Raw genomic sequence first — 20,508 nt, 5'->3', positions numbered from 1 at the left:
CCTCTGGAGTTGTAGGGCTCTAGAGGCTACCAGGCATTAGTTAGAAGGAAATGTTCACACCAGCGGTATAACGTGTTTCCTGCACCCATAAGGAATGATACTGGTCTTCAAACTGCGCATAACTCTTACGGCTTTCTTCCGTGAGGTTAGTAGCGTTAAAGAACACATTCAGGTTATCCAGAATACCGACATCACTAACTACATCGTAACTAGCCGAGAAATCGAGATAGCCGGCGGGTTCCAGCCAATTGCCTAAGTTCATTACCGTTTCGTTTGAATTTACGCCAACACGACCCAGGTACTCTTCGCTACGCCAGTTGTAGGCTAAACGGAGGTTTAAGCCCGCGCGGTCATACCAAAGAATAAGGTTGGATTGGTGCGCTGAGTTGGATACCAGCGGGAATTCGTCACCTTCAATATCTTCAACACCGGACTCACTCTTAGAGTAGGTGTAGTTAAATTCAACACCGGTAGAGTTCAAGAATTCAACGGGGATAAAAGAAAACGGCTGCTTATATCCGAATTCAATACCCATTAGATCGGAAGCGCCCACATTGCGGGTTGTCCAGATATTGGCGAGGTTGTTGCGGTCAATACCGTCCATATCGGCAAAGTGACGTGGCTCCTGATAATCCTCAACAGCGGTGTCTACCTGAATCATAAACAGGCCAAGACCTAAAATGGCGTTTTCAGCAAAGTACCATTCAGCAGAGGAGTTGAATACCGTTGCAGTCCAAGGCTCGATGTCTGGCTGACCACGGTCATCACCACCACCAACACAACCAACATCATCCTGCACTTCCTGACCCGTGGTAGGGTTCAAGACCATTACAGCGTCACCATTGGCATCGGTTTTAGGACAGCGCGACAGCCATACCGACATACTGGAACCAACGTTCTGCAGATCGTTTCGAGTCATGGCTTTACTTGCGCCAAAACGTAGAACCAAATCGTCTGTAGGGAACAGATTCAAGTTAAACGAAGGTAGAATTTCCTGAGAACTGTTTTCGTGACGCTCAGTGGTGTAGACGTAAGCAATTTTCTGCCAGTCGTCGTAACCGATAGAGTTGAAGGAATCGAGAACAGTTGGTACCACACTCTTGTCCACTTTACGGTCAGTTTGCACCACTTGTAGACCCACGTTACCACTGTAAGGAATACCGAACAGACCGTCTGATTCGTTACCGAAATTCAGTTGGCCGTAAACACTGACGGAAGCCTCTTCAACACTGTAGGTGTAGCCAGGGTCATTTACCGTGCGGGCACCAGGATACAAGCGATTCATAAACTCGTAGGGGTTATCCCACGCGGCGGGGTCCAGTGATGCTACGCCAGCCTCAAAACCTTTAATCGGGCCAAAGTCGGTGAAGGGCATGGTATCGGCGGCAGAAAAGCCGTTATCTTCCAAGCCGCCCACGTCGATGAGGCTGGAGTTGGTTTCCTCAAAATTAAACTTCAACCAATTGGGATATTGCTGCCAAGCCAGGTTGCCAGGCAGCAGTTGGTAGCGCTTATCGGCTGGTACTCGTGGATCTTCCCAGTCGGTGTAACGGCCAGTGGGGGCTACATAGAAGAACCTGTTGTGGTCAGCGGTACGAACGCCGTAGCGAACACCACCTTCAACAGAATCGATAATATCGTGTTCAAAGCTAAACTTAATATCGCCGCGTAGGGCACTTAGGGTTGCTTCCGTATTCTCGCCATCGGCGAATCCCTGATACTGCTTGAGCAAGTTGGCATCGGAAAGGTCGTCGCTGTAGATAAACTCAGGGTACTCACCCCGGTAGTCAACGGTTACATGGTAGCCAGCTACAGGGTCTTTACCGTCAATGTCATCTTCGTCAACCCATAGCCACGCGGGCGTTCCCTGTTGGAAGGTTGCATTCCGGTATTGCCTTTCGGCTTCGCCGTGAATGGCACGTACGCTAGCTTCAATATTGTCGTTATTGGTGTAATTTAGCTCAATATTACTGTTAATAGCCGCGGTTTTTTCTACCTGGTTGTACGAGGTCGTTTGGAAATCTGCGGCCCAAACATCGGCAACCAGTAGAGTGTGGAGTTCGCGTGTTTGAGTGTCGCCGTTACTGTCGACATAGGTGATAGGCGCCCCTGGACCAACAATTGAACCGGCTTGCAAGGTGTCGTACAACTCGGTAGCGGTCAAAGCATTTTCACCATTAACCGATTGAGCATCAGGCGTTTCTGCGGCATTGAAGCCCGCTCTCACACCACGGTCATACTTGTCCATTTCGGTATAGAAAACGTCGCCACGAACGCTCCAGTTCTCGTTAAAGTAATACTTCGCACTTACCGACCCACCAACTCGAGCACGATCAACAAAACTACTGGACGCTCCATATTGGCTGGGAACCAGGTACCAATCGTTGAGCAAGTCGCCATCGCCATCAAGATCCAGCGGATCACCAGGCACGCGGGTGTCTTCATCGATAAATGCGAGATTGGTTTGCTCATACATTGAGTAGTTAGCAGCGTATGAATCCGAGGTATACAGGCTGGCAACAACAGCAAAGTTATCATCGTTGTCGTAACCCGCAATAGCGGCTACGCTGTAATCAGGGTCGCGCGTGTCAGTAGAGCCATCGCTTTGAGCGACGTCCATTGAGCGTGAGCCCATACCACCTTCAACGCGCAAACGGCCGGTAAAGCCGGCTTCAAGGTCAGATGGATTCAGGGTTTTAAGATCTACAACACCGGAGATTCCCCCGGCCAGTGTGCTGGCGGATTGTGACTTATACACATCCACGCCGCTAATCATATTGGCAGGCACATCGGAATAATTGGCACCAACACCCGTAATGGACATTGGGCTGAGGAACTGCTCTCCGTTCAACATCGTCAGCACCTGAGGCATACCACGAATATTCAGAGAAGTACCCTCACCGGCCTCTCGAGTGATTTGCACACCGGTTACACGTTGAAGCGAATCAGTAATAGTTGTATCTGGCAACTTACCTATATCTTCCGCAACGATCGAATCGACAACGTTTACATTGTCTCGTTTAAGATCGATGGCTTTCGCCTGGGATGCGCGAACACCAGTAACGATAACTTCTTCCTCTAGGAAGAAATCAGCATCGTCTGCTGCATCTTCTTGCGCGTAGAGTTGCGCACTGGAAAGTGCGCAACTTACAGCAAGCGCTATCGCCTTCTTTCTAAAAATGACACCACTGGGTTTGGTCATAGTTGAGCTTCCTCATGTTGTTATTTTGTAAATCGCCTGATCCAAACTTTTTGAGATCTGAAATCGATTAGATAAACATCTGATAGCCAGCCTTCTCCGTGAGATACATCAACCCGCTATATATAAGATATAGCAGGCCACTCGGTGCCGTGCTCGTATCGCATAACGTCCGATTACAATGCAGGTTAGTCCACATCTGGCCCCTTACAAACACATTGTTTATTGTTATAAACAGGCCACCCTTAGGCTACAGGTTGCCACGATTGTAACCGATTACACCGGTCGTTTACTAGCCTTTAATGGCACTGAATGCGTTGAATCAAATTTCGCTTTCTGGGTGACATTTTAGTAGCTTCGGAGGGGCTCGGCGCCTTTTCTGTAGCCAAAGAAAAGCTTAGCAGCTTTCAAGGAGCTTACATCTCAAATCGATCATAAGCCCCTGATAGCGCGCCAAAAAAACACTCGAAATGACGAATATTTGGAATTGTGCAGAGGAAGCAAGGTCGAGAACTCACCTGTTAGCGAAAGTCACGGCCAAAATGTGCCCTCTCAAGGCCGAACCTCTTACCTCGAAGAAAATGGCGAAACACCGACAGTGTTCAGTCGGACGGAATACACATTGTTCATACTGGTGATAAATAGTTGATTTAATGCTTTCCCAAAAAACGCCAAATTTGTTGGGCGTTGATCTAGCGCAAACCGGCCCAGGTAACGCCCCTCTCGATCAAACACCTGCACACCGTTATTCGTTGCAACATAAACATTGCCATCGACATCCTCAGCCATACCATCTGGCATAGCACTATCTATATCGTCAAGATTAAAGCGCGCAAAGCTCTTTTTGTCTGCAAGCTGCCCAGGCCCTACAACGCGATAGCGCCGAAACTCATCCGTCCCCATATCGACAACGTAAAGAAAACGCCCATTTTGCGAAAGTAGAACACCGTTGGGCTTATCCATATCGTTAATTAGAAGACGAGCGTCGCCATCTGCATTTACGTAGTAAACACCGTTGACTGGCTGCTTTCGGTGTAGCGTTTCGTTCCAGACAGGATCAGAGAAGTAAACGCCCCCGCTTTTATCTAACACCAAGTCATTTGGATGGTTAAAAGGCTTGCCTTCGTACTCGCCCGAAACGGTGACGACCTTACCCGTTTCGTTATTCAAGCGAACAATCCTGCCCGCACTCTGCTCGCAAACCCAAAGCAAACCGTCGGGAGAAAACCGCAGACCATTCGCATTTTGCGTATTCTCACGCACCAACTCAAAGGTGCCATGGACAATGTTGTAGCGATGAATTCGACTTTTATAAATTTCAGTAAAGTAGACAAAGTTACCGCCATCCCAGGTCGGGCCCTCGGTAAGCTGGTAGGGTTCAGCGTTCAACTGAGCAGGCTCTACCCCCTGCAGCAAAAGGGTGCCGTCCAAAGTATGGAGAGCTTTGCTTCCACAACCCGTCAAGAAAGCCAGCGTGACGGCAAAAATAAAAAATTTCATATTAAAGCACCCCTACAATCAAAAGCACAAGCAAGAACCCCCATGGTATGCACATAGAATATCACGCACGACTCGTTCCCACGCTCCAGAGAGGCAACGCAACCGGGGCGATGTACAGTGATATATAAATTCCCACCGAGAACAGCTGGAGCTAGTCAATTTATACCAGCGCAAAAACTGACTGCACCGGGAATTATCCCCGACAAAACCGAACAGCTTGTCATTGAAAGACGCCTACTCCTGTTATCGCTTTTGCGCGCCCCATATGCAAGCAAACCCACAACAAACGCCCCGTAATGGCGCAACAATAACCCTATTTTTTGCTTCAACTCGCCGCGACGCCGTATAAACCCGTCTGGCACTAGAATTGCTGTACCTCTGGCACACGAGGATTCAATGACACTACGTTGTTGAGGTTCCCGATTAACAATAGACAGCTAGGGTTCCGATCACCCGCAAGGTGATGACTGGTCCGAGAGCTATCGACCTTCCCTGCAAGGGCGCCCGGTATCAGATAGAACGGGGCGTTTGACTTTCGAAGGTTACACGGCGGGATAAAAGCCCGGGAGGTTATTAGCAATGTGGAATCATTGCGTCCTCTTTTTTCGTGTGACCCTAGGAGGTTAATCATGTCTATCAAAACAGTAACCCGTATTTTTCTTAGCTTTTCTCTCGCCTTTCTTTTTTCCTGTTCTGAAAAACCCGCTAGCCCCGAAACAACGTCTTCTACACTCACGGCAACGGCTGAAGCCGCAAAATTTAAAGTCTGCTGGTCTATTTATGTAGGATGGATGCCCTGGGATTTTGGCGCCCAAGAAGGCATCGTAAAAAAATGGGCCGACAAGTACGGCATCAAAATTGAAGTCACCCAAATTAACGACTATATCGAATCCATTAACCAGTACACAGCGGGTGAATACGACGGCTGTACCATGACAAATATGGATGCGCTAACCATACCTGCGGCGGGCGGAGTCGATACAACGGCATTAATTGTCGGCGACTTTTCCAACGGCAATGACGGTGTGGTACTTAAAAACAAAACCAGCCTCGAAGATATAAAAGGCCAAACCGTTAACCTAGTTGAACTCAGCGTATCTCACTATTTACTTGCACGCGGTTTAGAGTCGGTAGATCTTTCTGAAAAAGATGTAAGCGTAGTCAATATTTCCGATGCCGATATGGTTGCCGCCTACTCCACCGACGATGTTACTTCGGTAGTCACGTGGAACCCACTGCTTAGCGAAATCACTGCCTCCCCCAACGCCAATAAAGTTTACGACTCATCCAACATTCCCGGCGAAATTATCGACCTTATGGTAGTCAACACCAAAACACTGGCAGAAAACCCCGCACTTGGTAAAGCGCTGGTCGGAGCCTGGTATGAAATCATGGCGACTATGAGCGCGAAAACCGAAGACGGCGCTGCTGCTCGCACCTTCATGGGCACCGCCTCAGGTACAGACCTCGCCGGATATGACGCACAGCTCGCATCCACAAACATGTTTTATCAACCCGCTGATGCCGTTGCCTTTGTTAACAGCGAACAATTAAAAACCACCATGAAGTACGTTGCCGAATTTTCACATGCCCACGGACTACTCGGAGAAGGCGCCACCGACGCAAGCTTTATCGGTATCGAAACGCCCACGGGTATTTATGGCGACCCAGAAAATGTGAAGCTTCGTTTCGCGCCTGCCTACATGAAAATGGCACAAGACGGAACGCTTTAAGCGATAACCAACCCCAAAAAAAGCCACTGTTTCTGCGAATAGTATAAAGGCCCCCAACGGCATGAAAAAACTTATCAATCGACATCCATCGCGCCCGGTTCGCCGTCTTCTGGGGCTTCTTCCATTCGTGTTACTGCTACTGGTTTACCTCAGTGCTTCCAACGCACGCCTGGCTGAAAACCCCAACGACAAGTTACTGCCTGCGTTTAGTAGTTTTGCCGAAGCCATTGATCGCATGGCATTTCAACCCAACAAGCGATCAGGGGATTATTTACTCTGGAAAGACACCGCGAGCAGCTTGCGCCGCCTTGCCACCGGCGTTGCGATTAGTGCCGGTTTCGCCCTACTACTGGGTGTTTTGATGGGTGCCATTCCTTTTGTTCGCGCAAAACTTTCACCGCTGGTTACGGCCATTTCTCTGGTGCCGCCGATGGCGATGCTGCCCATTCTATTTATTATTTTTGGCCTGGGTGAAACGTCTAAGGTGGTATTAATTGTAATTGGTATTACGCCCTTTATGACCCGAGATATGCTACAGCGGGTTCAGGAAATTCCGGCAGAGCAGGTTATTAAAGCGCAAACCCTCGGCGCCAACACCTGGCAGATTATCTTGCGCGTTATTCTGCCACAGGTCATGCCACGCTTAATTTCAGCAGTGCGACTTTCGCTGGGTTCCGCTTGGCTATTTTTGATTGCGGCAGAAGCCGTAGCCGCAACCGACGGCTTGGGTTACCGCATTTTTCTCGTGCGTCGTTACCTGTCCATGGATGTGATATTACCCTACGTCGTATGGATTACCCTGCTCGCCTTTGTTATCGATTACCTATTGAAGTCGCTTTCTTTCTACCTATACCCCTGGTTTCACCGCCAGACAAGTAACGGGGAATCCTAAGCGCTATGTCTTATTTACATATTAAAAATCTGTGGAAAGAATTCGACGACCAAATTGTGCTTGAACAGCTAAACCTTACCGTTGAAAAAGGAGAGTTTGTTACCATCGTCGGCGCCTCTGGATGTGGCAAAACAACCTTCCTAAAAATGCTACTGGGTACGGAAACACCCAGCCGAGGCAGCATTTTATTGGATCAACACCCTATACCTGCCGAACCCAATGAAGAGCGCGGCATTGTATTTCAGCGTTACTCGGTATTCCCGCATTTAACCGTGCTACAAAATGTATTGCTGGCGAAAGAATTAGAAAGCAGCCCAATACTGGCGAAATTATTCGGCTCCGCCAAACGAAAAGCGCTGACAGAAGCGCGGCAAATGATCGCTGCCGTAGGGCTGGAACCTGCCACAGACAAATACCCCCATGAACTTTCTGGCGGTATGCAACAACGGCTTGCGCTGGCCCAATCGCTGATAAAAAAACCGCGTATTCTGCTGCTCGACGAACCCTTTGGTGCTCTCGACCCGGGTATCCGCGCAGATATGCACAAGCTGGTATTAACACTATGGCGAGAACATCAACTCACCATTTTCATGATCACTCACGACATAAAAGAAGGCTTTTCTCTGGGTACGCGCTTACTGGTCTTCGATAAAGACCGCTACGACCCGCAAGCACCAAACGCTTTCGGTGCACAAATCACCTACGATCTTCCCGTTGGAGAGATAAACCCTCAGCACTACAACGAAATAGACAAAACGCTCGTTCACGCGAACAAAAACGTTGCTCAAACGCTAGCAAAGGAGCACTAAATGTCCGACACACTCTATTCCTACATCTTGCCCCCCGCGAGTCACTGGTCCCTTAAAATACGCAAGGGGCTTACGCTTAAGCTTACCGATATTGACGGCGGTGCAAACCTAGGCATGATGTTTTACAACCCGGAAAACCTGCTGGAACGCTATAACGCACCAGACACATTAAAATGCCAACACACCTTCAAGCTTACCAAAGGCAACTGCCTCTATTCCGATATGGGCAGAATTTTCTGCTCAATCGTGGAGGATTCCCACGGTTGGCACGAATCGGTTTGCGGAAACTCCAGTAGAACACATGTGGAAAAAAAGTGGGGCGGCCTAAATTACCAAGAAGCCAATAACGATTGGCAACAAAATGGTTTTGACGCGTTCCTGGTCGAACTTACGAAATACGGCCTAAACGAAAGAGACATGGGCGCGAACCTGAATTTTTTTAGTAAAGTTGAAGCAGATTCCAACGGCGCCCTTAGCCTAGCGAATAATTCATCCGCGCCTGGAGCAACTGTTTCGCTGCGCTTTGAAATGGATACGCTAATCGTTATGCACTCTTGCCCTCACCCACTTAACGCACAAAAAGAGTACCCGCGAAAACCAATATTATGTGAGCTTTTTGAATCTTCTCCCGTTACCACAGACGACTACTGCAAAAATTTCAGGCCCGAAAACGACCGAGGTTTCGAAAACAATCGCCTTTACCATTTGGGTCTTGCGGGAGAATCACAATGATCAAAGAGAGCCCCTTAAACGCAGCCGACGCTATAGACTCCATCGTTATTCCGGCTGGCGACTACCTGCTGAAAAAAATAAGCCAAGGCCAAACCCTCCGCATTACCGATACCGAAGGGAACCAAGCGGCCGATACACTTTTCTATAACGTTGATAATATCGCCGAGCGCTATAGCGCTATGGATACCATTCGCGAGCAGGGCAATGTGTATCTTTCTGCGGGATCCCTCCTGCTATCCAATCTCGGCAACCCCATGCTGGAAATTACCGCCGACACCTGTGGACGCCACGACACATTAGGCGGCGCCTGCGCAACCGAAAGCAATACCGTGCGCTACGATCTCGACAAACGCTGTATGCACGCCTGTCGCGATAGCTGGATGCTGGCCATTGCAGAAAATAGCGAGCTGGGCTTATCCAAGCGCGACATCACCCACAATATTAATTTTTTTATGAACGTTCCCATCACTCCAGACGGCGGTCTAACGTTCGAAGATGGTATTTCCGCACCGGGAAAATACGTTGAGATGCAGGCGCGTATGGATATCTTTATTTTGATATCCAACTGTCCACAGCTAAATAACCCCTGCAATGGCTATAACCCAACACCAGTAGAACTGAGCATTTGGAATTAGATGTTTTTAGCTTTTGTTATAACGCTTTAGCACCAGCCAAACACCCAACAGCGTCACCCGGACGACCGGATTAAAACGTTTTATAAACGCAGGACGACCTGCATAAACATGAGTGAACTGGATCATGTTTAGCAAAGTACTTATCGCCAATAGAGGCGCAATTGCTAGCCGAATTATTCGCAGCTTAAAAAAGATGGGCATTCAATCCGTGGCCGTTTATAGCGAAGCGGATGCACACTCACTTCACGTAAGCCAAGCCGACCAAGCCTTTAGCCTTGGCCACGGCGCTGCCAGTGACACCTACCTTAACACCGCCAAAATTTTCGAAATTATTCAATCGGCAGGTGTCGACGCGGTGCATCCCGGTTACGGTTTTTTAAGTGAAAACCCGGAATTTGTTGCCCATTGCGCGAAAAGGGGTGTTACCTTTATTGGCCCTACACCAGAACATATGAACGCTTTTGGGCTTAAGCACAAAGCCCGTCACCTCGCCGAAACCAACAACGTACCACTGCTACCGGGGAGCCAGCTATTGGCATCGGTAGACCAAGCCGTAGCGACCGCAACAACCATTGGTTTTCCTATAATACTGAAAAGTACCGCCGGCGGCGGTGGCATAGGAATGCAGGTCTGCCGAAACGAAATCGAACTGAGCCAAAGTTTCGATTCGGTTAAGCGCCTGAGTGCAAATAACTTTTCCAACGATGGTGTTTTCGTCGAAAAATATATTGAATTCGCCCGACACATTGAAGTTCAAGTCTTTGGCGACGGTAAAGGTAATGCCGTTGCTTTCGGTGAAAGAGATTGCTCTACGCAACGCCGCCACCAGAAAGTGATCGAAGAAACTCCCGCCCCGAATATTCCCGATGCTATTCGAAACCAGCTCCATGCCACCGCAACGCAGCTATTAGCCGCCGTCAATTATGTTAATGCCGGTACGGTCGAATATATATACGACCAAAGCAACGATCAATTCTACTTTCTGGAAGTCAATACCCGCCTGCAAGTTGAGCACGGCGTTACCGAAGAAATTTTTGGCGTTGATCTGGTGGAGTGGATGGTAAAGCAAGCCGCCGGAGAACTGGGCAATATTCAAACCCTACGCGCGCAACTTACACCCAAAGGTCACGCCATTCAGGCACGTATTTACGCCGAAAACCCTCATAAAGATTTCCAGCCTTGCGCGGGCCTGCTATCGCAGGTAGCGTTTCCGGCAACCAGCAATAAACTACGTATTGACCACTGGATAGAAACCGGTATTGATGTATCGCCGTTCTTTGATCCCATGCTAGCCAAAGTTATTTGCACGGCTAGCTCTCGGGAGCAAACGATAGCCGATTTAACCCAAGCACTTTCCCACATCACCCTGCAAGGTATAGAAACAAACCTCACCTATGTATCGGCACTGTTAAACACCGACGTTTTTGAAAAAGGTGAAATCTATACTCGCTACCTGGACAGCTTTACCTTCAGCCCGGCAACCATTGATGTGCTTTCTGCTGGCACCATGACAACAATTCAAGACTACCCAGGCCGCACGGGTTATTGGGATGTTGGCGTTCCGCCTTCAGGGCCGTTTGACGCCTATGCGTTCCAATTAGGTAATCGTGCGCTTGGCAATGCCGGCGAAGCAGCGGGCCTGGAAATTACGCTCCACGGCCCTACCCTCGTATTTAATAAAGCTTGCGACTTTATTTTGACCGGCGCCGAATTTTCGACAAGCCTCGATAATCAAGCCATTGAATTTTACACCCGCTACCAAGCCAAAGCCGGACAAACGCTGAAAATCACCAAACCCCTTAGTGCTGGAGCCCGATGCTATCTTCTTATTGCGGGTGGCATTGATGGTAATCATTATCTCGGTTCCCGATCGACCTTTACGCTCGGCAATTTTGGTGGCTTCAGCGGAAGAAGCTTGCGTACGGGCGACGTACTTCATCTCGCCGAAGCGAAAACTATCGCCGCCATCACAGCCAATATCCAAGCGTTTCGGCCGCAACTTTCCGGCACTATTTCCCTGCACGTAATATACGGCCCGCACGGCGCACCCGATTTTTTTACCCCCGCCGATATGGAAATGTTCTTTTCCACCGACTGGGAAATTCATTACAACTCCAGTAGAACCGGCATTCGCCTGATCGGACCAAAACCCCAATGGGCACGTAAATCCGGCGGTGAAGCGGGGATGCACCCATCCAATATTCACGATAATGCCTATGCGGTAGGCACTGTCGATTTTACCGGTGATATGCCTGTTATTCTCGGCCCCGACGGCCCCTCACTGGGCGGCTTCGTTTGCCCAGCCACCGTCATTCAGGCAGACCTCTGGAAGCTAGGGCAATTAAAAGCCGGTGACAAAGTTCGCTTTATCCCGGTCTCGCTTGAATCGGCAGGCGAATTAGAATCCGCGCAAAAGAACATTATTAAAACACTCGACGTTAACGCATCTCTGCCGTTGATAAAGCCCGTAGATATTCAACAGTCCAGCCCCGTGTTGCATAGAATTTCCGAGGAGGAAAACGGTGTTGAAGTGTGTTACCGGGCCGCCGGAGATAAATACCTGCTGGTCGAGTACGGCCCCCAACAGCTCGATATCGCCCTGCGCTTTCGCGTTCATGCACTGATGCTAAACCTACAAAAACTGGCTCAGCCCGAAATACTCGAACTCACCCCCGGCATACGCTCTCTGCAAATACGTTATGACAGTTTGCGCATGTCGGCGCTTACACTGATTTCACTGCTGGTCAGAGAAGAAAGCAAATTCGAAAACCTCGAGCAGCAAACGGTGCCTTCGCGCATTGTTCACATCCCGCTAAGCTGGGATGACGACGCCTGCAAACAAGCGGTCGTTAAATATATGCAGTCTGTGCGCAAGGATGCCCCCTGGTGCCCGGACAATATCGAATTTATTCGCCGCATTAATGGCTTGGACAGTATTAAAGACGTTAAAAAAATTGTCTTCGACGCAACGTACGTTGTTATGGGCTTGGGCGATGTTTACCTGGGCGCGCCGGTGGCCACACCGCTGGACCCCCGCCATCGCCTAGTCACCACAAAATACAATCCAGCCCGTACCTGGACCGCCGAAAACTCCGTGGGCATTGGCGGTGCTTACCTTTGTGTTTACGGGATGGAAGGGCCCGGCGGTTACCAGTTTATTGGCCGCACACTGCAAATGTGGAACAAAATCCGTCAAACCACCGAATTTGAAAAACCGTGGCTGCTGCGCTTTTTTGATCAAATTCGTTTCTATGAGGTAAGCGCGGCTGAATTACTGGAAATTCGTGAAAAATTTCCACGAGGGCAGTACCCACTTAATATTGAACAGACGGAATTCAACCTTAAGGAATACCAGGAATCGCTACAACAACACGATAAAGAAATCAGCTCTTTCGTAACCAAACGAGAGTCTGCATATGAACAGGAACTGGCCCACTGGAACGCCAGCGGCCTAATGACTTTCGAACACAAAATGGCAGACAAAGCCAATGACGATAACAATGTGATCGAGGAAAACTGCTCGGCTATCGAATCCCACGTTGCCGGAAGCATTTGGCAGTGGCAGGTAGCCGAAGGAGATAAGGTCAGCGAAGGTCAAACCTTATGTATTTTAGAATCAATGAAAATGGAAATCGACGTTGTCGCTCCAAGTGCGGGCATAGTCAAAACGATTATGCGACAACAAGGCGATCAAATCACCGCAGGGCAGATTATGGGAGTGATACAACATGCTTAGCCTGAAAAAAATTGATTTAACCATCAGCGGCCTTTTAAACCATTACCGCGCAGGTGATTTCAAGCCCGAACAATTGCTGCAAGCATTGCGAAAAGCCGCCGATGATGAAACCGATAATCCCATTTGGATTCACCGTCTTTCAAACGCGGAGTTACAGCCCTATATTGATCGCTTAAACCAGTACACTGCACACGAACTGCCCCTGTACGGTATTCCCTTTGCCGTTAAAGATAATATCGATTTGGCTCAGGTTCCCACCACAGCCGCATGCCCAGATTTTAGCTATACGCCCAGCGAATCGGCCACGGTGGTAGCGCGTCTTATTGAAGCTGGCGCTATTCCTGTGGGTAAAACCAATATGGATCAATTCGCTACTGGGCTCGTTGGCGTTCGATCACCAAAACCTTGGGGCCCCTGTAAAAACGCGTTTGACCCCACGATAATTTCCGGGGGCTCCAGCTCTGGCTCAGCCATCGCCCTGGCCAAGGGCTTCGTTAGTTTTTCTCTGGGCACCGATACTGCTGGCTCGGGACGTGTTCCCGCATCGCTCAACAACCTTGTCGGACTAAAGCCGAGCCGAGGTCTGATAAGTACTCATGGTGTCGTCCCGGCGTGTCGCTCACTGGATTGCGTGAGCATTTTTTCCCTGAACGGTGACGATGCCAATACCGTATTTGATGCGGCGGTGAGTTTCGACAGCAACGATCCCTTCAGTCGCGAAAACATATATTCAAATGGTTCCCGCTACTACCAAAAAACAGAGGCTAAACGTAAGCTCGGTATTCCCTCAACAAAAAGCCTGGAATTTTTTGGCAATGTCGAAGGCCAGCAGTTATTTCACGAATTTATTGCTAAGCAACTTCCCGATACCATTGAACTTGTCGATATCGATATCACACCATTTCTACAAGCGGCTAAACTGCTTTATGGTGGCCCGTGGGTGGCCGAACGCTATATTGCCACCCACGAACTTTTTCATCGCAAGCCCGATGCCCTGTTACCCGTTATCCAAACAATTATTGGCGAAGGACAAAAGCCCACCGCCAGTGACGCGTTTCAAGCCAGCTATGAATTACAAAAATTTAGACAGCAAGCGCTTGTTGAGTTACAGAAAGTTGATGCCATTATCACCCCCACCAACCCCAACTATTTTCCCATAGAAGCCGTTGAAAACGATCCCATTGCGCTCAACTCGCAGCTTGGCTTTTACACCAATTTTATGAACCTGCTGGACTGCGCCGCAATTGCGATTCCCACAGGTTTTTACCAAAATGGTGTTGGCTTCGGCGTTACACTTTTTCATCAGGCGTTCACCGACAAAGTATTATTGTCCATGGCTGCAAGCCTTCAAAACCACCTAAAATTACCGCTCGGTGCTTTTTCTGGCGAATTTCGTGACCAGGGAAACTCACAGAAACAAACACCCTACCGAGCAATCGATATCGTCGTCTGCGGTGCACATATGGAAGGCCTAGCGCTTAATTGGCAACTTACCGAACGCGGCGCACAACTTAAAGAACGCACCAAAACATCCGCAAACTATCGCTTTTACGCCCTGTCTGGCGGCCCGCCTATTCGACCCGCACTGGTACGCGACAGCCGCAGCAATGCGTGTATCGACGTCGAAATATGGCGTATACCCGCGAGCGAATTAGGCTCATTTATTGCCGAAATACCCAGCCCATTGGGTATTGGAAAAGTGGAAATGGAAGATGGCCGATGGCTAAGTGGCTTTATTTGCGATGACTGGGGTTTGAGCGGGGCGGAAGAGATTACACAACACAGCGCATGGCGGGCATATCTACTAAATGGGACGCCCAATAAGTAGCATGAGCATTGCCCTGGTAGCTCAACCACGACCTTTCTGGCGCGTGTAACACCCTACAACGTGCCGGTGCGACCGAGACACCGCGCGCGGGGAGCCGGATGGAGGCTTCCTGTAGTAAAATGACCCACCCGTGCAGGTGATGGCCACCGTTCGATAGCACGACGTATCGATTCCCTGACATAAAGCTCGCCGAGTTTGCGGGCAGCTCTCGAGAGATTAAATGTATCCAGCCATGAATGGCTGATACTCACCACCCAGTTTGAATCTAGACTCATAGGTTTGGCACCGACTTCTTGCTATTTGATGAACATGAGCGTGTACCAGAGAACGATTTAGCCTTGAAGCTAGAAGCGGTTAACCAGATGCCAGAAGATGAACAGATGGTGATTCGGGAAGTACTGGAGAGCCTGATTATTAAGTATCAATCACGGCGCTGGGATAGCGGAAGAAGAACAAGCGGCTAAATGTAAAAAGCCCTAGCTGAAGCTAGGGCTTACGGTGGGTATCTCGATTATTTCTAAGCTACTAAAGCAGGTGGAACTGATTAGCCAGTTACCCAAATCTAAACAGAAGTTTGTAATGGATATGCTCGACACCGTTATCCAGCAAGCGGCGCCTTAAAGACAGCCCAGCAATTAAACTAGGCTTCTGGTGGGGACTCGATAAATAAACCCCCTTTAATTTAAGCCCCCGCTGATGCTAGGGCTTACGGTGGGTGTCTCGATTATTTCTATGACTTCAACTTAAATTGAAGTCACGGGATTATTTTGTTTGACAGTTCAGGGAGGTCCATATATGTCTTGTTTAGTCGTGTCCTAATTTTTTTAAATAGCCTGCTATATAAGGTTCAGATTGTTTACTAACTTTTAAATCTAACGCTTGCTTTAGTTTCAAAGCAAGAATATTTTTACTTACATCCCCCAAATCGAAAAAATTAGGATTACCATCTAATAGGCTCAACATTCCCACTGTGACTTTTGCAGCGGCCGTCCTAACACCGACTCGACTGTCACAGAGCAATGAAACAGCCAAGCGAAACAAATCAGAGCTTCTATCCGGCATACCTTTACATACCATATCAAACATCACCATAAGCGCATTCGACATTTGATTCTCGCTTTCACATGAAGATTCGAATAGATCTAGCAGCGCACAGAAACCTTTCTCTCCATATCGTATAAACTCAACATTTAAATCTCTCGGATGAGACTTTCCTTTAAGTTGATGTACTAAATGTGACAGTTCATCTTTCATGGGTTCACCTTAATCTACGCTGAGAAATCACCCCGGCCTTCAGCGCACCATTAAATATCTGCATCTGACCATCAGTAGGAATTACTCTCTCATTCCCTGATCCTCCGGGAATATCCACGAAAGGAACACCCCAATAACTTCCAATCAACCCTCGGTAAGTGATAGCCGCATCAGCAATTGCTTGAGGAATAGTAAACTCAATAACCGTCACATTACTTGAACTATTCAACCCCGCTCGAGTAGCCCCAAATACACGAGCTGATACGAAATCTTCCGCAAAAAATACTGGAGCAGACCTAAATCCATGTATAACAATTTTCGAGGCTATATTTGAACTCGTACCATGATATAAAATCTCTGGATCTTCAGGGTCCTCCCCTTCAGTTTCAACCGCCATTTCGAAAAGAGCCAAACCGGAGGCCCCCATCGCCGCAAGTGCAAACAAACCTATTTGCTTTGAGCTTAATGTAGCACCAGCAGCATAAATAGCATCATTCGCAGCAGCTCCTCCGACTATCGTCTTGAGATTTGGTCGCGCGAGATTCCCTAGAATACTTCGAACAGACCCGCCTCCAGCCATACTTAAAAAAGAATTACCGCTAGGGTCAATATTAATCACTGGGTTTGCCCCCCCATACAAATACTTGTGAAGCGTAACTGGATCAGAGTTATTACCCATCCACGTATCCATTTGCGTAATTCAACCATATTCATAGCCTACGGGGAGCCACTGAGTATCAGTTTCCCCATCAGAGCACCTAGTATAAGTCTGAATGCTATTTATCAACTCTTCTGTAATAGTTGACAGGTACACAATAAATTCATTAAAAGTATTCTCTATTTTTACAAACTCAAATCCATCATGTACAAACTCATAGATAGCTCCACACTCTAAGCTATCTACTCGATATAAATAGTAATTACTGGAATTGGGGATTTCACCAAATACTATTGCGTTTTTAGCCCAATCAGGAATCAAGCCTTCATATTCACTGACACTTAAACCATCAAACCAACTCATCAACTCACCCTTCAACTCACTCCACTCATTAGGGTGTGCAATATAAAAGGCCGAAGAGTCAGATTTAGAATCACAAAATAAACGGATACTGCCAAATTTTTTAAAAAAATCAATAAACTCACATTGCCCTCCTACAATGTTAATAGCATTTTCTAGTAGGCACTCATCAACTGGAGGAGAAACTTCATGCTCTATATTCGCAATAAATTTATCCTCCCCCCCAGCCACCTCACTTAAAGATGAACAGATAAAGCGTTGATTTTTTCTTTCCAACAATACAGATAATTCCGTAAACATTATTGAGGCCTCGCTCTTGTACACTCAGGTAAAGATGTATGTCCACTGATATATTTGGTTCTTTCTTCAGGGAAAACTGAACCTATAGTTGGAGTTCCTTGACTCCACCAACCTGCATATTGATAGAAACCTTGAATAGCCCCTGAAATCACACGGCGCCCCACTTTAGACCCAGCCAAATCTAGAACTGCACCACTACGCCTTCGAGTAAATGGGATCATTTTATCAGCAGCTGCTTCTGCAGAATCTTTAGCTACCGCTATAAGCGCCAAACCAGCATGCAGGGCACCATGCTGCTTCCGGTCTATTGATGATAATTTTTGTGCTCTAGCACCACAAAGATAAATGGGGATGGTATGGTGTCCATCATTAGGGCTTCTCTCCCTCCTCTTTGTTTTGGCCCCACTAGCCGATGTAGCGCCAGTAGCCAATTCAGAGTTAAAATGACTCACTGCAATAACATTCCAGAGAATTCCATAAGTTGTATTGACTATTGAATCTGTAGAATTAGAACTCGTAGAAAAATCAACAGAACTCAAGCCAACAGCTGTAATTGCTGATGCAGCCAGAATTCCCTGCATACTAAAACTAGTGCTAAAACTCGCCAGCCCAAAATGACCACTTGGATCACTCCAGTTAACTCCATCAGAATTGCCATAAACATACTTATTGAGAGTAACTGGGTCTTGAGAGTTACCCGCGTAAGTATCCATTTGCGTAAAACGACCCACATTCTGATCGTAATACCGCGCTCTTAGGTAGTATCAGATACAGTCCAGCCAATTCTCGTGTCGATGCTTACCGCTTTTTCTATTCCCCTCTCAATTTTCAACTGAAATAGCTTACCAACTCTTCAACGTTTGCTTTCGCTTCATCAAAACCAATATTGTCTTCGTCATCCGCGTAAGACATTGCCTCAACAAAATGAGCATATTCTCTCCGGTATTCATCATCTTGACCCAGTAACACAATCGCTGATTTTATTGATTCGACAAAACCGTCTTCGGTATAACGCTTTCCTGTTTTTTGGTCTGTTTCAAAAGCAGACTCTGCTGTATCAATAAAAAGACCTTTATTTTTATCTACTGTTGTTTTCAATGCGCACAAATCATGAAGGTGCCGTATCATCGCAGGATCATCATTTTTATCGCTTCGATCACGTTTTAATACTCGCCATGTTAATGCACTCAACTTATCGGACGCGGTCTCAACTGGAGATAGGCAAAGTATTTTTGTTTCAGCCGGGCCATTTGTAAATTGCGATAAAAATGATTGGATCTCTCGAATCTCCGGTTCAAGCCGAGGTTGCGTAAAGCTAAATTCAACCTGTAAACCTGCCCGAAGCGAAGCATGTTCAAACTGCTTCTCTTCATACGATAAAGGAAACTTTATGTAGTTACTGGCTTTGGCAATATCTGATTCATCGAGTGAAACAAAGTCACAGCTACTTATCTTTTTAATTAGCTCGGTTCGGTATTCAGATCTAATTTTTCGAAGCTGATTGCTCGAAGTTTCAATTTCATATCGACAACGAAAATCTAAATCTTCTGAGAATCGTTGTAGAATACCGTAGCCTTTTGAGAGACTTGTACCACCGGAGAAGATAGTGGTAATACTTTGGGGAGAAAAATCGGCGATCAACGAAAGCGCCTGAACGGAATACCAATCTTTTTCGACAAAGGCTGGATCCACACCAAGCTCTGTCGCGATCTCAAGAACGATGTCTGGATCAAGAGACATATTGATACTTTATTGACTTACCATCGAAGGCCATTTTTCGGGATACACGCCCCTTCACTGCAATGACACGCCCTGTTGGGACTTGAGTGGTACCACCTTGGTTGTAGCTTATGGCATCCACTGATGCGATAACTTCCACTTTCAGCTTATCGCTCAAAGCTTCTTTGGCCAGGTCAGGCAATGGCTTCACAGGCATCAGCTTACCGGTCAATTTCGAACGCTTCGCCTTGGCATACAAACCGCGACCAAATTTCACCAAAACCCCTTCAGTAACCAGCTGACGTAGCACTCGACCTATCTGATCACGATCCGATAGGTCGAAAAAATCCCCAGGAGTAAAGACTGCAGCCTTACTCCTGTTGATTCGGTATTTTATCTTACTTTTCAAAGTCTTAAGAGCCATAACAGCCTACAAATATACGACATCAGATATAACAATTATACGACACATAGAGCGATACAACAAATCACATATAGCCATATAAAACAGATACTTACAATATTTATTAAAATTCCATCCAGATTATAATACTATATACCTCGAAAAAAAATATAAGAACACACCACTACGATTTAACCTAGAAGCCGAGGCCAAATATGACAACACAAGAACTGATCGTTCACCTAATTTCATTCGATGAGCTCAAGCCGGCTTTAGCATACATCCTGCTGTTCATGCTGATAGAGAGCTATTTAAGAAAAAACAGGCTTTATGCGCCGCTCAAAAAAGCGATTGATCATGCTTTTAACGGGGTTCGGTGCACGTACGCGAGACTGCAAAGAGAACTAGAAGAGCATTTTGAGGACATTCCTTCCCCTTCCAACACCTCAAAACTGGCCTCATCTTGGATTCTGATCACGATCGAAAGCCTGCTCTCAGCTTGGATGTTGATATACGCGATATGCGTAACAGCTCTACTACTGCTAAACCCGCCTAGCGGGCTCAAGCTTATGATGGGACTCGGATTTGCGCTTTTACTATTTTTTGGAGGTGGCTTTTACAGGGCTGGTGCATACAAAACAGCAAAGAAGAATGATATCGAACTATCCCCTTGGTCGAAGACCTGATTCAAATGCAGTAACAACCTGCTCAATAAACGCCAGAATTGAGCAGGTCCAACCTCAACTTCTC

At 47.4% G+C, this 20,508-nt stretch carries 17 protein-coding genes and 1 riboswitch; of the genes, 9 read left to right on the top strand and 8 right to left on the bottom strand.

Annotated features, from left to right (window positions below; genetic code table 11):
* Positions 1 to 40 precede the first annotated feature (40 nt).
* Together H5715_RS19425 and H5715_RS19420 are read right to left on the bottom strand one after the other, a co-directional pair.
* On the bottom strand, positions 41 to 3,202 hold the full coding sequence (locus H5715_RS19425; RefSeq protein WP_075186550.1) for a TonB-dependent receptor: 3,162 nt from the start codon (positions 3,200 to 3,202) through the stop codon (positions 41 to 43).
* A gap of 564 nt (positions 3,203 to 3,766) precedes the next feature.
* Entirely contained in the window at positions 3,767 to 4,699 is a 933-nt protein-coding gene (locus tag H5715_RS19420; protein ID WP_083608104.1) for an SMP-30/gluconolactonase/LRE family protein, read from the bottom strand.
* A 426-nt stretch (positions 4,700 to 5,125) separates the two neighbouring features.
* Positions 5,126 to 5,270: riboswitch (guanidine-I (ykkC/yxkD leader) on the top strand.
* Between the two features lie 58 nt (positions 5,271 to 5,328).
* On the opposite strand from H5715_RS19420, the gene H5715_RS19415 reads away from it, so the two are divergent.
* The 8 genes from H5715_RS19415 (at position 5,329) to H5715_RS20455 (ending at position 15,528) form a co-directional block, all read left to right on the top strand.
* The gene (locus tag H5715_RS19415) at positions 5,329 to 6,432 is read left to right on the top strand and encodes a putative urea ABC transporter substrate-binding protein (protein WP_075186549.1); all 1,104 of its coding nucleotides are present in this window, start codon (positions 5,329 to 5,331) and stop codon (positions 6,430 to 6,432) included.
* A gap of 61 nt (positions 6,433 to 6,493) precedes the next feature.
* Positions 6,494 to 7,324, top strand: a complete 831-nt coding sequence (locus H5715_RS19410) for an ABC transporter permease (RefSeq protein WP_075186548.1) — start codon at positions 6,494 to 6,496, stop codon at positions 7,322 to 7,324.
* A gap of 5 nt (positions 7,325 to 7,329) precedes the next feature.
* On the top strand, positions 7,330 to 8,133 hold the full coding sequence (locus tag H5715_RS19405; protein ID WP_075186547.1) for an ABC transporter ATP-binding protein: 804 nt from the start codon (positions 7,330 to 7,332) through the stop codon (positions 8,131 to 8,133).
* Complete coding sequence (locus tag H5715_RS19400; protein ID WP_075186546.1) at positions 8,134 to 8,865, top strand: urea amidolyase associated protein UAAP1; 732 nt, start codon at positions 8,134 to 8,136, stop codon at positions 8,863 to 8,865.
* Positions 8,862 to 9,500, top strand: a complete 639-nt coding sequence (locus H5715_RS19395) for an urea amidolyase associated protein UAAP2 (protein ID WP_075186545.1) — start codon at positions 8,862 to 8,864, stop codon at positions 9,498 to 9,500. The genes H5715_RS19400 and H5715_RS19395 overlap by 4 nt, the downstream gene beginning before the upstream one ends.
* Before the next feature lie 124 nt (positions 9,501 to 9,624).
* On the top strand, positions 9,625 to 13,236 hold the full coding sequence (gene uca / locus H5715_RS19390) for an urea carboxylase (protein ID WP_075186544.1): 3,612 nt from the start codon (positions 9,625 to 9,627) through the stop codon (positions 13,234 to 13,236).
* Entirely contained in the window at positions 13,229 to 15,064 is a 1,836-nt protein-coding gene (atzF, locus tag H5715_RS19385; RefSeq protein WP_075186543.1) for an allophanate hydrolase, read from the top strand. The genes uca and atzF overlap by 8 nt, the downstream gene beginning before the upstream one ends.
* A gap of 338 nt (positions 15,065 to 15,402) precedes the next feature.
* The gene (locus H5715_RS20455) at positions 15,403 to 15,528 is read left to right on the top strand and encodes a hypothetical protein (RefSeq protein WP_281388172.1); all 126 of its coding nucleotides are present in this window, start codon (positions 15,403 to 15,405) and stop codon (positions 15,526 to 15,528) included.
* 340 nt (positions 15,529 to 15,868) lie between these two features.
* Here H5715_RS20455 and H5715_RS19380 read toward each other — a convergent pair whose 3' ends face one another.
* The 6 genes from H5715_RS19380 to H5715_RS19355 all read right to left on the bottom strand — a co-directional run bounded on the left by H5715_RS19380 (position 15,869) and on the right by H5715_RS19355 (position 19,779).
* Positions 15,869 to 16,318, bottom strand: coding sequence for a hypothetical protein (locus H5715_RS19380; protein WP_075186542.1), 450 nt, complete (start codon positions 16,316 to 16,318; stop codon positions 15,869 to 15,871).
* Between the two features lie 4 nt (positions 16,319 to 16,322).
* The gene (locus H5715_RS19375; protein WP_075186541.1) at positions 16,323 to 16,997 is read right to left on the bottom strand and encodes a hypothetical protein; all 675 of its coding nucleotides are present in this window, start codon (positions 16,995 to 16,997) and stop codon (positions 16,323 to 16,325) included.
* Positions 16,998 to 17,018: 21 nt separating this feature from the next.
* Entirely contained in the window at positions 17,019 to 17,636 is a 618-nt protein-coding gene (locus H5715_RS19370; protein ID WP_075186540.1) for an SMI1/KNR4 family protein, read from the bottom strand.
* Positions 17,636 to 18,367, bottom strand: a complete 732-nt coding sequence (locus H5715_RS19365) for an RHS repeat-associated core domain-containing protein (protein WP_075186539.1) — start codon at positions 18,365 to 18,367, stop codon at positions 17,636 to 17,638. The genes H5715_RS19370 and H5715_RS19365 overlap by 1 nt, the downstream gene beginning before the upstream one ends.
* A 97-nt stretch (positions 18,368 to 18,464) precedes the next feature.
* Positions 18,465 to 19,376 carry a nucleotidyl transferase AbiEii/AbiGii toxin family protein gene (locus tag H5715_RS19360; protein WP_075186538.1) on the bottom strand — a complete coding sequence of 304 codons (912 nt, stop codon included), beginning with the start codon at positions 19,374 to 19,376 and terminating at the stop codon, positions 18,465 to 18,467.
* A complete protein-coding gene (locus tag H5715_RS19355; RefSeq protein WP_075186537.1) occupies positions 19,366 to 19,779 on the bottom strand; it encodes a DUF6088 family protein in 414 nt (137 codons plus the stop codon). Before H5715_RS19355 ends, H5715_RS19360 begins: the two co-directional genes overlap by 11 nt.
* A 194-nt stretch (positions 19,780 to 19,973) precedes the next feature.
* Between H5715_RS19355 and H5715_RS19350 the strand changes: the two genes are divergently transcribed.
* Entirely contained in the window at positions 19,974 to 20,444 is a 471-nt protein-coding gene (locus H5715_RS19350; protein ID WP_075186536.1) for a hypothetical protein, read from the top strand.
* Positions 20,445 to 20,508 lie beyond the last annotated feature (64 nt).

It is taken from the genome of Teredinibacter haidensis, from assembly GCF_014211975.1.
Classification (GTDB): domain Bacteria; phylum Pseudomonadota; class Gammaproteobacteria; order Pseudomonadales; family Cellvibrionaceae; genus Teredinibacter; species Teredinibacter haidensis.
Note: the sequence above shows the minus strand (reverse complement) of the source record. Positions and strands in the feature narration are given on the sequence as shown.

Coding starts and splice junctions, on each gene's coding strand:
- H5715_RS19425 (WP_075186550.1), bottom strand. CDS start 3,202: ATGACCAAACCCAGTGGTGTCATTTTTAGAAAGAAGGCGATAGCGCTT.
- H5715_RS19420 (WP_083608104.1), bottom strand. CDS start 4,699: ATGAAATTTTTTATTTTTGCCGTCACGCTGGCTTTCTTGACGGGTTGT.
- H5715_RS19415 (WP_075186549.1), top strand. CDS start 5,329: ATGTCTATCAAAACAGTAACCCGTATTTTTCTTAGCTTTTCTCTCGCC.
- H5715_RS19410 (WP_075186548.1), top strand. CDS start 6,494: ATGAAAAAACTTATCAATCGACATCCATCGCGCCCGGTTCGCCGTCTT.
- H5715_RS19405 (WP_075186547.1), top strand. CDS start 7,330: ATGTCTTATTTACATATTAAAAATCTGTGGAAAGAATTCGACGACCAA.
- H5715_RS19400 (WP_075186546.1), top strand. CDS start 8,134: ATGTCCGACACACTCTATTCCTACATCTTGCCCCCCGCGAGTCACTGG.
- H5715_RS19395 (WP_075186545.1), top strand. CDS start 8,862: ATGATCAAAGAGAGCCCCTTAAACGCAGCCGACGCTATAGACTCCATC.
- uca (WP_075186544.1), top strand. CDS start 9,625: ATGTTTAGCAAAGTACTTATCGCCAATAGAGGCGCAATTGCTAGCCGA.
- atzF (WP_075186543.1), top strand. CDS start 13,229: ATGCTTAGCCTGAAAAAAATTGATTTAACCATCAGCGGCCTTTTAAAC.
- H5715_RS19380 (WP_075186542.1), bottom strand. CDS start 16,318: ATGAAAGATGAACTGTCACATTTAGTACATCAACTTAAAGGAAAGTCT.
- H5715_RS19375 (WP_075186541.1), bottom strand. CDS start 16,997: ATGGGTAATAACTCTGATCCAGTTACGCTTCACAAGTATTTGTATGGG.
- H5715_RS19370 (WP_075186540.1), bottom strand. CDS start 17,636: ATGTTTACGGAATTATCTGTATTGTTGGAAAGAAAAAATCAACGCTTT.
- H5715_RS19360 (WP_075186538.1), bottom strand. CDS start 19,376: ATGTCTCTTGATCCAGACATCGTTCTTGAGATCGCGACAGAGCTTGGT.
- H5715_RS19355 (WP_075186537.1), bottom strand. CDS start 19,779: ATGGCTCTTAAGACTTTGAAAAGTAAGATAAAATACCGAATCAACAGG.
- H5715_RS19350 (WP_075186536.1), top strand. CDS start 19,974: ATGACAACACAAGAACTGATCGTTCACCTAATTTCATTCGATGAGCTC.